General features: G+C 52.1%; 16 protein-coding genes. 6 read left to right on the plus strand and 10 right to left on the minus strand.

What is annotated here, in order from left to right:
- The first annotated feature begins 80 nt into the window (after positions 1-80).
- Both tcp and hpt read left to right on the plus strand, forming a co-directional pair.
- Positions 81-1736 (plus strand): methyl-accepting chemotaxis citrate transducer, encoded by a 1656-nt coding sequence (tcp, locus tag G4551_RS04205; RefSeq protein WP_003837476.1) that lies wholly within the window; start codon positions 81-83, stop codon positions 1734-1736.
- Between the two features lie 251 nt (positions 1737-1987).
- A complete protein-coding gene (gene hpt / locus G4551_RS04210; protein ID WP_003018658.1) occupies positions 1988-2524 on the plus strand; it encodes a hypoxanthine phosphoribosyltransferase in 537 nt (178 codons plus the stop codon).
- A gap of 93 nt (positions 2525-2617) precedes the next feature.
- Here the strand turns inward: hpt and can are convergent, their stop codons facing one another.
- Positions 2618-3280 (minus strand): carbonate dehydratase, encoded by a 663-nt coding sequence (can, locus tag G4551_RS04215; protein WP_003018654.1) that lies wholly within the window; start codon positions 3278-3280, stop codon positions 2618-2620.
- A 108-nt stretch (positions 3281-3388) separates the two neighbouring features.
- On the opposite strand from can, the gene G4551_RS04220 reads away from it, so the two are divergent.
- From G4551_RS04220 to G4551_RS04235, 4 genes are all read left to right on the plus strand, one after another.
- Positions 3389-4315: an ABC transporter ATP-binding protein gene (locus G4551_RS04220; protein ID WP_003837480.1), complete on the plus strand. Its 927-nt coding sequence runs from the start codon at positions 3389-3391 to the stop codon at positions 4313-4315.
- The gene (locus G4551_RS04225; RefSeq protein WP_003018647.1) at positions 4312-5082 is read left to right on the plus strand and encodes an ABC transporter permease; all 771 of its coding nucleotides are present in this window, start codon (positions 4312-4314) and stop codon (positions 5080-5082) included. The genes G4551_RS04220 and G4551_RS04225 overlap by 4 nt, the downstream gene beginning before the upstream one ends.
- Positions 5083-5185: 103 nt before the next feature.
- Positions 5186-5626, plus strand: a complete 441-nt coding sequence (locus G4551_RS04230; protein ID WP_003837482.1) for a PTS sugar transporter subunit IIA — start codon at positions 5186-5188, stop codon at positions 5624-5626.
- 61 nt (positions 5627-5687) lie between these two features.
- Positions 5688-6917 (plus strand): polysaccharide deacetylase family protein, encoded by a 1230-nt coding sequence (locus tag G4551_RS04235; RefSeq protein ID WP_003837485.1) that lies wholly within the window; start codon positions 5688-5690, stop codon positions 6915-6917.
- Between the two features lie 6 nt (positions 6918-6923).
- Here G4551_RS04235 and panD read toward each other — a convergent pair whose 3' ends face one another.
- The 9 genes from panD to thpR form a co-directional block, all read right to left on the minus strand.
- Positions 6924-7304, minus strand: a complete 381-nt coding sequence (panD, locus tag G4551_RS04240; protein WP_003018640.1) for an aspartate 1-decarboxylase — start codon at positions 7302-7304, stop codon at positions 6924-6926.
- A 95-nt stretch (positions 7305-7399) separates the two neighbouring features.
- Positions 7400-8254, minus strand: coding sequence for a pantoate--beta-alanine ligase (gene panC / locus G4551_RS04245; RefSeq protein WP_003018638.1), 855 nt, complete (start codon positions 8252-8254; stop codon positions 7400-7402).
- A gap of 121 nt (positions 8255-8375) precedes the next feature.
- Positions 8376-9167, minus strand: a complete 792-nt coding sequence (panB, locus tag G4551_RS04250) for a 3-methyl-2-oxobutanoate hydroxymethyltransferase (protein WP_003018636.1) — start codon at positions 9165-9167, stop codon at positions 8376-8378.
- A gap of 120 nt (positions 9168-9287) precedes the next feature.
- Positions 9288-9767, minus strand: coding sequence for a 2-amino-4-hydroxy-6-hydroxymethyldihydropteridine diphosphokinase (gene folK, locus G4551_RS04255; RefSeq protein WP_003837487.1), 480 nt, complete (start codon positions 9765-9767; stop codon positions 9288-9290).
- Positions 9764-11161, minus strand: coding sequence for a polynucleotide adenylyltransferase PcnB (pcnB, locus tag G4551_RS04260; RefSeq protein ID WP_203237415.1), 1398 nt, complete (start codon positions 11159-11161; stop codon positions 9764-9766). The genes folK and pcnB overlap by 4 nt, the downstream gene beginning before the upstream one ends.
- Before the next feature lie 71 nt (positions 11162-11232).
- A complete protein-coding gene (gluQRS, locus tag G4551_RS04265) occupies positions 11233-12129 on the minus strand; it encodes a tRNA glutamyl-Q(34) synthetase GluQRS (protein ID WP_003837490.1) in 897 nt (298 codons plus the stop codon).
- 70 nt (positions 12130-12199) lie between these two features.
- A complete protein-coding gene (dksA, locus tag G4551_RS04270) occupies positions 12200-12649 on the minus strand; it encodes an RNA polymerase-binding protein DksA (protein WP_003837492.1) in 450 nt (149 codons plus the stop codon).
- 177 nt (positions 12650-12826) lie between these two features.
- Positions 12827-13531: a DNA/RNA nuclease SfsA gene (gene sfsA, locus G4551_RS04275; RefSeq protein WP_003837495.1), complete on the minus strand. Its 705-nt coding sequence runs from the start codon at positions 13529-13531 to the stop codon at positions 12827-12829.
- A gap of 15 nt (positions 13532-13546) precedes the next feature.
- A complete protein-coding gene (gene thpR / locus G4551_RS04280) occupies positions 13547-14077 on the minus strand; it encodes an RNA 2',3'-cyclic phosphodiesterase (RefSeq protein WP_003018620.1) in 531 nt (176 codons plus the stop codon).
- Positions 14078-14122 lie beyond the last annotated feature (45 nt).

The following is a 14122-nucleotide window of genomic DNA, read 5'->3' on the forward strand; positions in this document are numbered from 1 at the left end:
TCTGCTATTGCACATAAAGTAATCGCCTTTAGAGCCGATAATCATTGGGTACCCAATGTGAGTTCAATGGATGAAATACTATGATTAAAAATGTGCGCGTTATTACCGGCATTCTTCTGGTTCTCGCCATTTTCTGTTTGCTACAGGCCGTGACAGGAAGTTTTTTTTATTCTGCAGTAAACAATGATCGCCATAATTTCCAGAACTCAGGCACCCTGAATGCCCAACAGGAAAATCTGAGTGATAGCGTCAATACGCTGATTAAAACCCGGGTAACGGTAACCCGCGTAGCAATTCGTTTCTTAAAGAACCAACGCGATCCGGCCTCACTGGCGGCAATTGATACTTTGCTAAAAACGGCGAGTGAGTCGATGAAGAAGGCTGAAGGATACTTCGCGCATTATCAGTCATTGCCGCAGGTGTCGGGGCAGAATCCGCAAATTGCATCTGAAATGGAAAAACAGTATCGGCAGATGCACGACGTGATGGCGTTATCGATAGAGTATCTGCGCGCGAATAACTATCAGGCCTATGGCGATCTTGATGCTCAGAAGGCGCAAGATGAAATGGAAGCCAGCTATGACCAGTGGCGTAACGAAAATAACGCGTTGCTTCAGCACGCGGCGGCGGAGAATCAGCACAGCTTTACCCGCATGCAATGGACATTAGGGGCAATTGTCGTCGCTGTGCTCATCGTTCTGGGCATGATCTGGAGTGGGTTGCAGCATATGCTGCTTAAACCCCTGGCGCAGATTATGGAGCATATTCGCATTATTACCCGTGGTGATTTGACCCATCAACTCGACGTCCAGGGACGTAATGAAATGGGGCGTTTGGCGACGGGGTTAGATGAAATGCGACAGTCGCTGATTTCGACAGTCACGTCGGTGCGTAACAGCTCAGAAACGATTCATAGCGGTGCAGCGGAAATCTCGTCAGGTAACAACGATCTGTCTTCGCGTACCGAACAGCAGGCTGCTTCACTTGAAGAGACTGCCGCCAGCATGGAACAGCTTACTGCAACCGTGAAGCAAAATACGGACAATGCGAAACAGGCGACTCAACTGGCTAAGAATGCGTCTGATACTGCCGCGCGTGGTGGACGGGTTGTTGATACTGTCGTGCACACGATGAGTGAAATTGCCGGTAGTTCACAGCAAATTGCGCAGATCACCAGCGTCATCGACAGTATTGCTTTCCAGACCAATATCCTGGCGCTCAACGCGGCGGTTGAGGCAGCCAGAGCAGGAGAGCAGGGACGAGGATTTGCTGTTGTAGCGGGTGAAGTCCGTACTCTGGCAAGCCGTAGCGCTCAGGCAGCCAAAGAGATCAAAGCGTTGATTGATAACTCAACTCACAGCGTGGGGATGGGATCTCAGCAGGTGTCGGACGCGGGTAAAACGATGAAAGAGATTGTCGCTGCGGTCACCCGCGTGACGGACATCATGGGGGAAATCGCTTCAGCCTCAGAGGAACAGAGTCGGGGGATTGAGCAGGTGAGTCTCGCGGTCTCGCAGATGGACAGTGTTACACAACAAAACGCCGCGCTGGTAGAAGAGTCTGCCGCCGCCGCCGCTTCGTTGGAACAACAAGCTGAACAGTTACGCCTGGCCGTGGCAGCATTTCGCATCACTCGCGATACCTCCAACAGTGAGCATCGGAAACCGCCTAAGGATGCTCCACAAGCAACCTCTGCGGGGAGTACGACACAAGACCCGCATTGGGAAACGTTTTAGCCACATGCTGTCGTGCGAACCAGGTTTTGCTTAATAAGCATACAAAAAACGACGCAAACGGGTTCTCCTGTGAACTATCAGAGGAACCCGCTCTCTTTACTGGTATACTTCATCAACTGAATTGTTTGTATGCTGTCGCAAGTTTTGTGGTTAGAGCGGGTCGCCGTCTGTCAGTCGGTGTATCAACGTAAGCGCTTTCTTTCGATCTGCATGATGTGTCAACTGATAAAAATCAGTGAGTTATAGGGTTTATGAAACATACTGTTGAAGTGATGATCCCGGAAGCGGAGATCAAAGCGCGTATTGCTGAACTGGGGCGCCAGATTAACGAACGTTACAAAGACAGCGGCAGCGATATGGTGCTGGTTGGTCTGTTACGTGGCTCATTTATGTTTATGGCGGATCTGTGCCGTGAAGTGCATGTCTCCCACGAAGTCGATTTCATGACGGCATCCAGCTATGGCAGCGGAATGTCTACTACGCGTGATGTTAAAATCCTGAAAGACCTGGATGAAGACATTCGTGGCAAAGACGTGCTGATTGTCGAAGACATCATCGACTCCGGCAATACGCTGTCCAAAGTGCGTGAAATTCTGAGCCTGCGCGAGCCGAAATCCCTGGCTATCTGCACGCTGTTGGACAAACCTTCTCGTCGTGAAGTGAATGTTCCGGTCGAGTTTATCGGATTCTCTATTCCAGATGAGTTTGTGGTCGGTTACGGCATTGACTATGCCCAGCGTTATCGCCATCTGCCGTATGTTGGCAAAGTGGTGCTGCTGGACGAGTAATTGGCGGGAGCGCCTGATGGCGCTTCGCTTATCAGACCTACGGCGTAGGTTTGTAGGCCGGGTAAGGCGTCTCCGCCTCCCGGCAATGTCACATTATTTATGGTTGCTGTGTTTCTGACTCAGGTTAGACAACCCCTGGCGATAGCGCTGCTCCAGCGTTTCGCGGCTGGTGGCGGTGACGTCGAGATCGCGCAATAGACCGTCATGAATACCGTAAGCCCAGCCGTGAATGGTAACTTTCTGACCGCGCTTCCAGGCTGAACGCATAATGGTTGAGTGGCCGAGGTTGTAGACCTGCTCCATGACATTCAGTTCGCATAGGGTGTCCATGCGACGTTCCTGCGGCATTTCGCCCAGCAGTGAGCTGTGTTTGAACCAGATATCGCGGATGTGCAGTAACCAGTTATCAATCAGCCCTTGTTCTTTATTTTCAATCGCCGCCTGGACGCCGCCGCATCCGTAGTGGCCGCATATAATAATATGTTCCACTTCCAGCACATCCACCGCATACTGAACGACTGAGAGACAGTTCAGGTCAGTGTGAATAACCAGATTGGCAACATTGCGGTGAACAAATAATTCGCCCGGTTCAAGACCGGTTAATCGTTCAGCGGGAACGCGGCTATCGGAACATCCAATCCATAGAAAACGCGGATTCTGTGCATGCGTCAGCGTTTCAAAAAATCCGGGATCCTCTTCTACCAGCATCTTTGACCATAGTGCATTGTTGCTGATGAGTGTATCTATGTCTTTCATGGAGTTGTACGACCCGAAGCCAGATAAATTCGATGGGCTAATATAGGGTAACTCCAGCATTAATTAAACTATATATAAAATGTCAGAACGTAAGGTAAGTAAAAAACCATGACCATTGCTCTGGAACTTCAACAACTTAAAAAAACCTATCCCGGTGGCGTTCAAGCGTTACGCGGGATAGATTTGCAAGTCGAAGCGGGTGATTTTTATGCGCTTTTGGGACCGAATGGCGCAGGAAAGTCCACCACCATTGGAATAATCAGCTCGCTAGTGAACAAAACCTCCGGGCGGGTGAGCGTCTTCGGATACGATCTCGAAAAAGATACGGTTAACGCGAAACGCCAGCTTGGTCTGGTACCGCAGGAGTTTAACTTTAACCCGTTTGAAACCGTGCAGCAGATCGTGGTCAACCAGGCGGGTTACTACGGCGTTGAGCATAAAGAGGCGGTCAAACGCAGCGAATTATATTTAAAGCAGCTCGATTTATGGGAAAAACGTAACGAGCGTGCGCGCATGCTTTCCGGCGGGATGAAACGCCGCCTGATGATTGCTCGAGCTCTGATGCACGAGCCAAAATTACTCATCCTGGATGAACCAACGGCGGGTGTCGACATTGAACTGCGTCGTTCAATGTGGGGCTTTTTAAAGGATTTAAACGACAAAGGCACCACCATTATTCTGACCACTCACTACCTCGAAGAAGCAGAAATGCTGTGTCGTAATATCGGCATTATTCAGCACGGCGAGTTGGTGGAAAACACCTCGATGAAGGGTCTGCTCTCCAAGCTGAAATCCGAGACCTTTATCCTCGATCTGGCGCCGAAAAGCCCGCTGCCGAAACTGGACGGTTATCAGTACCGGCTGGTCGACACTTCCACGCTGGAAGTGGAGGTGCTGCGTGAACAGGGGGTTAACAGCGTCTTCTCTCAGCTGAGCGCGCAGGGCATTCAGGTATTGAGTATGCGTAACAAAGCGAACCGACTGGAAGAACTGTTTGTTTCTCTGGTTCATGAAAAACAAGGAGATCGCGCATGATGCAACTTTATTGGGTGGCGCTGAAAAGCATCTGGGCGAAAGAAATCCACCGCTTTATGCGTATCTGGGTTCAGACTCTGGTTCCCCCCGTCATCACCATGACGCTCTATTTTATTATCTTTGGTAACCTGATCGGCTCGCGTATCGGCGAAATGCATGGTTTTAGCTACATGCAGTTTATCGTGCCAGGGCTGATTATGATGGCGGTGATCACCAACTCGTACGCAAACGTGGCATCGTCATTCTTCAGCGCTAAGTTTCAACGCAATATTGAAGAGCTGCTGGTTGCCCCGGTACCAACGCACGTGATCATCGCCGGTTTCGTTGGCGGCGGCGTGGCACGTGGCTTGTGTGTAGGCATTCTGGTAACGGCTATTTCACTGTTCTTCGTGCCTTTCCAGGTGCATTCCTGGGTCTTTGTGGCGCTTACGCTGATGTTAACGGCGGTACTGTTCTCGCTGGCCGGTTTGCTGAACGCTGTCTTTGCTAAAACCTTTGACGATATCAGCCTGATCCCAACCTTCGTACTGACACCACTGACCTATCTGGGTGGCGTGTTCTATTCGCTAACGCTGCTGCCACCGTTCTGGCAGGGGCTGTCGCATCTGAACCCGATTGTCTACATGATTAGCGGTTTCCGCTACGGCTTTCTGGGGATTCATGATGTTCCGCTGGTCACCACGTTTGGTGTGCTGGTGGTGTTTATCGCTGCGTTTTATTTGCTGTGCTGGTACCTGATTCAGCGCGGACGCGGCCTACGCAGCTAATTCTTTCTTCCTCTCCTTGCCTGGGAGAGGAAGACTTTTGATGCTTGTCACCATTATGGATTTATCACACTGATAAACTACTTGCCTGCTAAGGAGGTAGGCAATGTTAGGTTGGGTAATTACCTGTCATGACGATAAGGCACAGGATATGCTGCATCGTCTGGAGAAAAAGTACGGCCCGTTGGCCCAATGTCAGGCGGTAAGTTTTTGGCGTGGACTCAGCTCGAATATGCTAAGCCGCATGATGTGCCATGCTCTGCATGCTACAGATTCAGGTGAGGGTGTGGTATTCCTGACGGATATGGCTGGGGCTGCGCCTTACCGTGTAGCGTCGTTAATGAGTCATAAACATCCCCAGTGTGAAGTGATTTCAGGTATCAGCTATCCATTGCTTGAGCGAATGATTTCGTCACGGGAATCGCTGAGCAGTTCTGCGTTTCGGGATTGCATCGTCGCACTTGGAGGCCCCGAAGTCTCCAGCCTCTGGCATCAACAACAAAAAAATCCCCCCTTCGTATTGAAGCATGATTTGTATGAGTATTAATCATTGGTATTGATGATGCTTTTGCTACAATAGCCGAGGTTACTCGCCTCGGTTATCTCATATGGTTATGCGCGTTCTGCTTGTTTTATTGCTCCTGTTTTCTGGCAGCGTCGCTGCGGCTTTGCCTGCTCGTTATATGCAAACCACCGAAGCCGCCGCCGTATGGGCGCAGATTGGCAATAAGATGGTGACGGTTGGGAATATTCGCGCCGGGCAGATCCTCGCTGTTGAGCCTATTGCGGCAGACTATTACGAATTTTCCTTTGGTTTTGGCACCGGGTTTATTGATAAGGGACACCTGGAGCCCGTTCAGGGGCGGCAGAAAGTCGATGATGGTCTGGGCGATCTCAATAAACCGCTCAGTAACCAAAGTCTGATAACCTGGAAAGATACATCGGTTTATAACGCTCCGGATGTCGGTAGCGCCCCGTTTGGCGTGCTGGCGGATAATCTGCGTTATCCGATTATCAGCAAGCTTAAAGACCGACTCAACCAGACCTGGTACCAGATTCGCATTGGTGGCCGACTGGCCTATGTTAGCGCGCTGGATGCGCAGGAAGACAACGGCATCCCGGTGTTAACCTACCATCATATTTTGCGCGATGAAGAGAATACCCGCTTTCGCCATACCTCCACCACAACCTCCGTACGCGCTTTCAGCAACCAGATGGCCTGGCTTCAGGATCGCGGCTACACCACGTTGACGATGTATCAACTGGAAGGCTACGTGCAGAATAAAATGAATCTCCCGGCGCGGGCGGTGGTGCTGACTTTTGATGATGGTCTCAAGTCAGTGAGCCGTTATGCTTACCCCATTTTGAAGCAGCACGGCATGAAGGCCACGGCGTTTATCATCTCCTCACGCATCAAGCGCCACCCGCAGAAGTGGGATCCGAAATCGCTGCAGTTTATGAGTCTTTCTGAACTGAACGAGATCCGCGACGTGTTCGACTTCCAGTCGCATACCCATTTTTTGCATCGGGTTGATGCGAATCGCCGGCCGATCCTATTGAGTCGCAGCTATCATAATATTCTGTTCGATTTCGCCCGTTCGCGCCGGGCATTGTCCCAGTTTAATCCTCATGTTCTGTATCTTTCGTATCCGTTTGGGGGTTATAACGCCACGGCGGTAAAAGCAGCAGGCGACGCGGGATTCCACATGGCGGTCACCACGGTGAGAGGGAAGGTTAAGCCGGGAGATAATCAGTTCTTATTGAAAAGGCTTTATATTTTAAGGACGGATTCGCTGGAGACGATGTCGCGGCTGATAGTCAATCAGCCGCAGGGGTAAGTACTGTCAGGCAACCTGTACCGGAATAGCTTTCGCGGTGCGCTTCATCTCGTTGTCGCCTTCAAAATAGGCCACTTTCGGACGCCAGGTGCGGGCTTCTTCGTCAGACATGGTGACGAAGCTGGCGATAATTACAATATCGCCAACATCAGCGCAATGCGCCGCTGCTCCGTTCACCGAGATGATTCTGGAGCCGCGTTCAGCCGCAATTGCATAGGTTGAGAAACGTTTACCGTTGGTTACGTTCCAGATATCAATAGCTTCGTTTTCCAGAATACCTGAGGCATCGAGGAAATCCTGGTCGATGGCGCAGGAGCCTTCGTAATGCAGGTCCGCCTGCGTGACTTTTACGCGGTGGAGCTTGCCTTGCAGCATGGTGCGAATCATAACTTCTATACCCTGTCGTTTACCTTGGCTAAGCAGACGAAACTGGCCTGCTTTGAGAAATTCTCAGGCAGTATTGCCCGATTTTTAACCCCTGTCTACTGGGCTAATGTAACGCTTTGATTATCGATCAGACGCGCCTGACCCAGCCAGGCGGCAGCCAGAATCACCGCGCGTTTGCTGGTTTCCGTCAGCTCCAGCAGCGTGTCGGCATCACGAATCTGAATATCGTCGGCGCGGAAGCCTTTTTCATTCAGCTCCTGCTCGGCAATAGCAATAATCTCCTGCAACTCACGATTACCCGCAATCAGTTTTTCTGCGATGCTATTCATCACTTTGTGCAGACCCGGCGCAATTTTACGCTGTTCTGCGGTCAGATAACCGTTACGTGAGCTAAGCGCCAGGCCGTCTTTGGCGCGAATAATCGGCACGCCAACGATCTCAATGTCATAACCCATATCCGCCACCATTTTGCGGATCAGCGCCAACTGTTGGAAATCTTTCTCGCCGAAGCAGGCGAGGTCAGGCTGGATAAGGTTGAACAGCTTGCTGACGATAGTGGAAACGCCACGGAAATGGCCCGGACGGCTGGCACCTTCCAGCATGGTGGAGAGACCGGGAACCTCAACAAAAGTCTGGCCTTCCAGACCCTGTGGATAGATTTCCTCAACGGCTGGTGCAAAAACATAATCGACTTTGCGCTTGTTCAGCTTTTCACAATCTTCCTGCAGTGTGCGCGGATAACGCACCAGATCGTCCGGTCGGTCAAACTGCATCGGGTTGACGAAAATGCTGGCGATTACCACATCAGCCCGGGCTTTTGCCTCATCGACCAGCTTCATATGGCCGTCGTGCAGATTTCCCATGGTGGGAACCAGTGCGATGCGTTTACCTTCCTGACGCAGACGACGAATATGCTGGCGCAGCAGCGGCAGGGTTTCAATAATTAACACAACAAGACTCCTTAAATACGATGCCTGATGGCGCTTCGCTTATCAGGCCTACGCGTGAAGATGTAGGCCGGATAAGGCGCGTAGCGTCACCATCCGGCGTAATGGCGTGCTGGCGGATAAATTAATGGAAGCTGTGTTCTTCGCCCGGGTAAACGCCGGACTCCACTTCAGTCATATACTGCCGCACTGCGGCGCGCATGTCGCCTGCTTCATTGAGGAAATTCTTCGCAAATTTCGGGATATGACCACCGGTAATGCCAAACGCATCGTGCATGACGAGAATTTGCCCGTCCGTGACGTTACCTGCGCCAATACCGATAACCGGAATAGAAAGTGCTTCAGTGACGCGCTTCGCCAACTCAACCGGCACGCACTCCAGCACCAACAGCTGAGCGCCAGCGGCTTCTAAGGCCAGCGCGTCATCCAGCAGCACTTGTCCGGCATCGCCGCGGCCCTGAATTTTATAGCCGCCAAACACGTTCACCGACTGCGGAGTTAACCCCAGATGGCCGCAAACCGGTACGGCGCGTTCGGTGAGCATTTTCACCGTATCAACCAGCCACGCGCCGCCTTCAATTTTGACCATGTTGGCGCCCGCACGCATAACCACCGCGGCGTTTTCAAACGCCTGTTCCGGGGTGGCGTACGTCATAAATGGGAGATCGGAAAGCAGTAGACAGTTAGGGGCGCCGCGACGCACAGCGCGAGTGTGGTAGGCGATATCGTCAACGGTGACAGGCAGAGTGGAGTCATGTCCCTGGATCGTCATGCCCAGCGAGTCGCCAACCAGCATCACGTTAATGCCCTCGTCAGCAAATAGTTTGGCAAAGCTGTAGTCGTAGGCGGTAATTGTCGCGAAGCGTTTTTTCTCTTGCTTGCATTTCTGCAGCAGTGAAATGGTAGTGGGTTTCATAACATTTCCTGATGATGAAAGTCATATTTATCGGCATTCTAACAGTCACATTCAGGGGGGCAATTGTTTTAAGCAATCGTTTGGCGCTAAAGCAGTAAACGCTAAAGGGGAGGAGATACTTTACCAGTGTGCAGGTTTTGCAGTACCAAGATGGGTGAGGTGCTGATGCAGTCTGATTCCATCCGGAAAAATAAGCTCAGGCGCAATTTCGAATAACGGCCACAGCATAAAACCACGATTTTTCATGTCGTAGTGCGGCACGGTTAAACGTTCCGTGTTAATCACTTCATCGCCGAACAACATAATATCCAGATCCAGCGTTCGCGGTCCCCAGCGTTCAGCTTTGCGCACCCGGCCCTGTTGCAGTTCAATTCGCTGGGTATGATCCAGCAACGCTTCGGGGGCGAGAGCGGTATCCAGAGCCACGGCGGCGTTCAGATAGTCGGGCTGATCCTGTGGACCCAACGGGGGGGTACGATAAAACGAAGAAACCGCAACGATACGGCTGTCAGGGATTTCGCCGATCGCTTGCACGGCAGCATTCACCTGCTCCAGGGGAGAAGCTAAATTACTGCCGATGGCGATATAAACGACGGTCACGCGCTACCTTCGCGACGCGGCGCACGCTTACGCGGGCGGCGATGGCGACGGCGTACGTCAGGCTCTTCATCCAGTTCGTTCAGCATGCCTTTTTGTTCCGGCGGCGCGGAAACCTGGAATTCACCCCACCATTTCGCCAGTCGTTGCAGTTCAGCGTTGTGTTCTACTTCGGCACGCAGTGCTAACAGGTCATAAGCTGCGCGGAACTTTGGATGTTCCATCAGCTTCCAGGCGCGTTTACCCTGACGACGGGACATACGTAATTGCAACTGCCAGATATCGCGGGTTAGCGAGGTCAGACGTTTCGGGATCGCCAGCGAGCGGCAGGCTTCGTCCAGCACGTCGTTCATTGCCAGCGCGAAAGCGTCGTAGTAGGCCAAACCGCTTTCTTGCGCAATTTTCTGCGCGGCTTCCAGTAACGGATACCAGAACATCGCGGCGAACAAGAACGCCGGGTTAACGCGCATATCATTGTTAATGCGGTTATCGGTATTCTTCAGCACCTGAGCGATAATGCGTTCCATCGGGCTGTCACCGTCTTCGGTGAAGTAGCGTGTAATGGTTGGGAACAGCGGCTGGAACAGGCTGTACTCACGCAGTTTTTTATAGGTTTCATACCCATAGCCCGCCTGTAACAGCTTAAGTGCTTCTTCAAACAGGCGTGCGGGAGGAATGTCGTTCAGCAGCGTTGCCAGACGCGGGATCGGCTCTGCGGTTTCCGGGCTGATACGCATGTCGAGCTTGGCGGCAAAGCGCACGGCGCGCAGCATACGCACGGGATCTTCGCGATAGCGCGTTTCCGGATTACCGATCAGGCGAATGATGCCCTCTTCGAGGTCCTGCATACCGCCGACGTAATCACGCACGGTGAAATCGGCCACGCTGTAATACAGGCTGTTTATCGTGAAATCGCGACGTTGGGCATCTTCTTCAATGGAGCCGAAGATGTTGTCGCGCAGCAACATACCGTTTTGCCCGCGTTGCGACGTGGTACGATCGGCTTCGCTGCCTTCATGATGGCCGCGGAACGTCGCCACTTCGATAATTTCTGGACCGAACATGACATGAGCCAGACGGAAACGGCGACCGACCAGGCGACAGTTACGAAACAGTTTACGCACCTGATCCGGCGTTGCGTTAGTAGTGACATCAAAATCTTTCGGCTTTTTGCCCAGCAAAAGATCGCGTACACCACCGCCAACCAGCCATGCCTCGTATCCGGCCTTATTGAGCCTGTACATTACCTTCAGGGCATTTTCACTGATATCTTTGCGGGAGATAGAGTGCTGCTCACGCGGAATTACCGTCATATGTGGACGGGCGACGGCGAGCTCAGCCTCGCGCTCCTCGCGGCTTAGCACCTTGCGGCAAAAATTAGCGACTCGGGTAAAAATAGTGCACCTCGGTAGTGTCAAACTTCAATCAGAACAAGTGTTGCTGTGTAAAAATAGCGGCTAATCATAGCTCAGCGTGGCGCATTTGAGAATGCCGGATTTAAGATCGCTGATTCTGGCACTGTTGTCAGACGCCAGTTCTCAACGGCAAACTCCAGGATCTGGTCCACACGCATCTCCTGCCACGGGATATCGGCACGCTGGCCGAGAAAGCGTAGCGCGGCAATAATCACCGGGCGCGGATCGCCTTGTGGTAGCGCAGGTGCATGATTTTGTTTTGAAAGTTTAGCGCCTTGTTCGTTGAGCGCCAGCGGAAGATGAATATAGTCAGGCGCTTGCCAGCCAAACTGCTGATACAAAGAGATTTGCCGCACCGTGGGTTCGATGAGATCGGCGCCGCGAACAATCTCCGTTACGCCCTGAAAGTGGTCATCAACTACCACGGCGAGGTTATAGGCAAACAGCCCGTCGCGGCGGTGGATGATAAAATCTTCACCAGCAAGTTGCGGGTCAGCCTGAATCACACCGCGTAGCCGGTCAGTAAACTGCATCACGGGATGGCGTTGTTTAATACGGACGGCCGCCTGTTCTGGCCCGAGGCGTAACTCACGGCAGTGACCGTCGTAAATACCGCCGACGCTTTGAATACGCGCTCGCGTGCAGGTGCAGTAATAGCTCAGATCTTGCTGATGCAGCCAGGTAAGCGCCTCGCGGTAGGCTTCGTGGCGTTGGGATTGCCATAAAATATCGCCATCCCAGTGCAGGCCGTAATGTTCCAGCTGACGCAGGATCGTATCTGCGGCACCGGGAACTTCACGAGGGGGATCAATATCTTCAATGCGTACTCGCCAGATTCCGCGCCGGGCACGAGCCTGCAGGTAACTGCCGAGGGCGGCAATCAGTGAACCGAAGTGCAGTTCGCCGGAGGGGGAAGGGGCGAAGCGGCCAATATAGTGTGAATCGCTCATTTTACGGACTGACAAATAATAAGGCGGGAGAAACTCCCGCCTGTAGTAAACGTGGTAAAAATGACCGGAATTAACCTGCCATCTGTTTTTCGCGGATTTCTGCCAGCGTTTTGCAGTCGATACACAGATCGGCTGTCGGACGCGCTTCCAGACGGCGAATACCAATTTCTACGCCGCACGATTCGCAGTAGCCGAAATCTTCGTCTTCTACCTTCTTCAGCGTCTTCTCGATCTTTTTGATCAGTTTGCGTTCACGGTCACGCAGCTCAAGGCTGAATTCTTCTTCCTGCGCGGCGCGGTCCACCGGATCAGGGAAGTTAGCCGCTTCGTCTTGCATATGAGATACGGTGCGATCAACTTCATCCCTAAGTTGATTACGCCATGCCTCAAGAATACGCCTGAAGTGCGACAGCTGGGCTTCGTTCATATACTCTTCGCCCGGTTTCTCCTGGTACGGCTCCACCCCAGCGATGGCGAGAATACTCAGGGACGATGTTTTACGGTTTTGCCCTTCTTGCATGTTGCTTCTCCTTAACACGCACTATCGATCCCCATGTTCGGGGGAAAAATCAGGTCGCTATAAATAGCAGATGCTTTTCCGGATAGCAATTATCTAAACGTAACACTTGACAACCCTGTGAGGAAAAGCGTATTTGCCCACGCGTCCAGAATACTAATTAACCAAATGTTTACACCATTACAAGGTAATGGGCAACGGCTCTTTAAGAGTCATGCCATGGGCAGAAAGTTCCGCTTTATAAACCAGAATTTCTACCCCCTTAAGCTGTGCTTCAACTAATAATTGCGCATATTTTGCATCGATATGGTGCGCGGGTGAAAACCGTGTAATAGCTGAATGCAGCACGGCGAAAAATATCACTGCCCGCTTGCCTTCAGCCGCTACGCTCATCAATTCCCGAAGATGCTTCTGACCTCGTTCAGTGATGGCATCGGGAAAATAACCCTGCTCTTTTTCCGCCAACGTGACTGATTTCACTTCAATATAGCAGTCAGGTCGGGAATCTGCCTGTAACAAAAAGTCGATACGGCTCCCTTCGGCGCCGTATTTTACTTCACTTTTCAAGACGCTGTAGCCTGAAACTTCTGAAATTAGCGACTGCTGAATCGCCTCTTTCGTTAATCTATTGGCCCACAGCGTGTTAACACAAATAAATGCCCCGGATTGGGTTTGCGTTAATTCCCAGGTATGTGGATATTTCCGTTTAGTATTTTCTGATGTCGAATACCAGACGGTATCACCCGGGGTGGCGCATCCGGTCATCGCGCCAGTATTTGGGCAGTGTAACGTTAACGTTGAGCCATCCGGTGTGATCACATCCGCTAAAAAACGCTTGTAGCGCTGGATGAGCGTTGCAGGTTGTAAAGGTGGAGAAAATTGCATAAACAGTCCCTTTAATTATTCAGTCAGCGTCCAGCGTTGCAGCTGCGTATAACGCGTGCGTCCTCGTGCGAATGAAGAGGAGTAAAGTGCGAACTCCGTGACCGGAAATGACCAGCCAAAGCCCGGTGGGGGGATGGGAACCGCGTGTCCGGCATCGCGCAGCAGCGTGATATGTGGGTGAAACGGCTGCGGGCTTTGATAACATCCGCTGCGTGCGGCCTGCGCCCGCAGCATATTCGCCAGTTGTAACAGTCCGCGCGGTGGCTGACGCATCCCCAGCCACACGACCCGCGAGCGCAGCCATTGCCCGGCATCATCCAGTTTGAGCGTAAAACCTGGTTGGCGAATGCGTCCGGCTAGTTGCGACAACGCCTGTTGCTTCTCTGCGCTGACATCACCTAAAAAGGCCAGCGTCAGATGCAGGTTTTCTGCTGCAACGGGACGCCCGGCTTCTGCGGGGAACTGCTCCGCACGCCAGTGAACAATTGGCTCACGGATTGCGCCAGGCAATTCAATCGCAAAGAACAGCCTTTTTGGCTCAGACATGATGGATACTCGGTTATGAATTAACGCGATGCTACAATGCAGCGC

It is taken from the genome of Citrobacter freundii ATCC 8090 = MTCC 1658 = NBRC 12681, from assembly GCF_011064845.1.
In the GTDB taxonomy this organism is placed as follows: domain Bacteria; phylum Pseudomonadota; class Gammaproteobacteria; order Enterobacterales; family Enterobacteriaceae; genus Citrobacter; species Citrobacter freundii.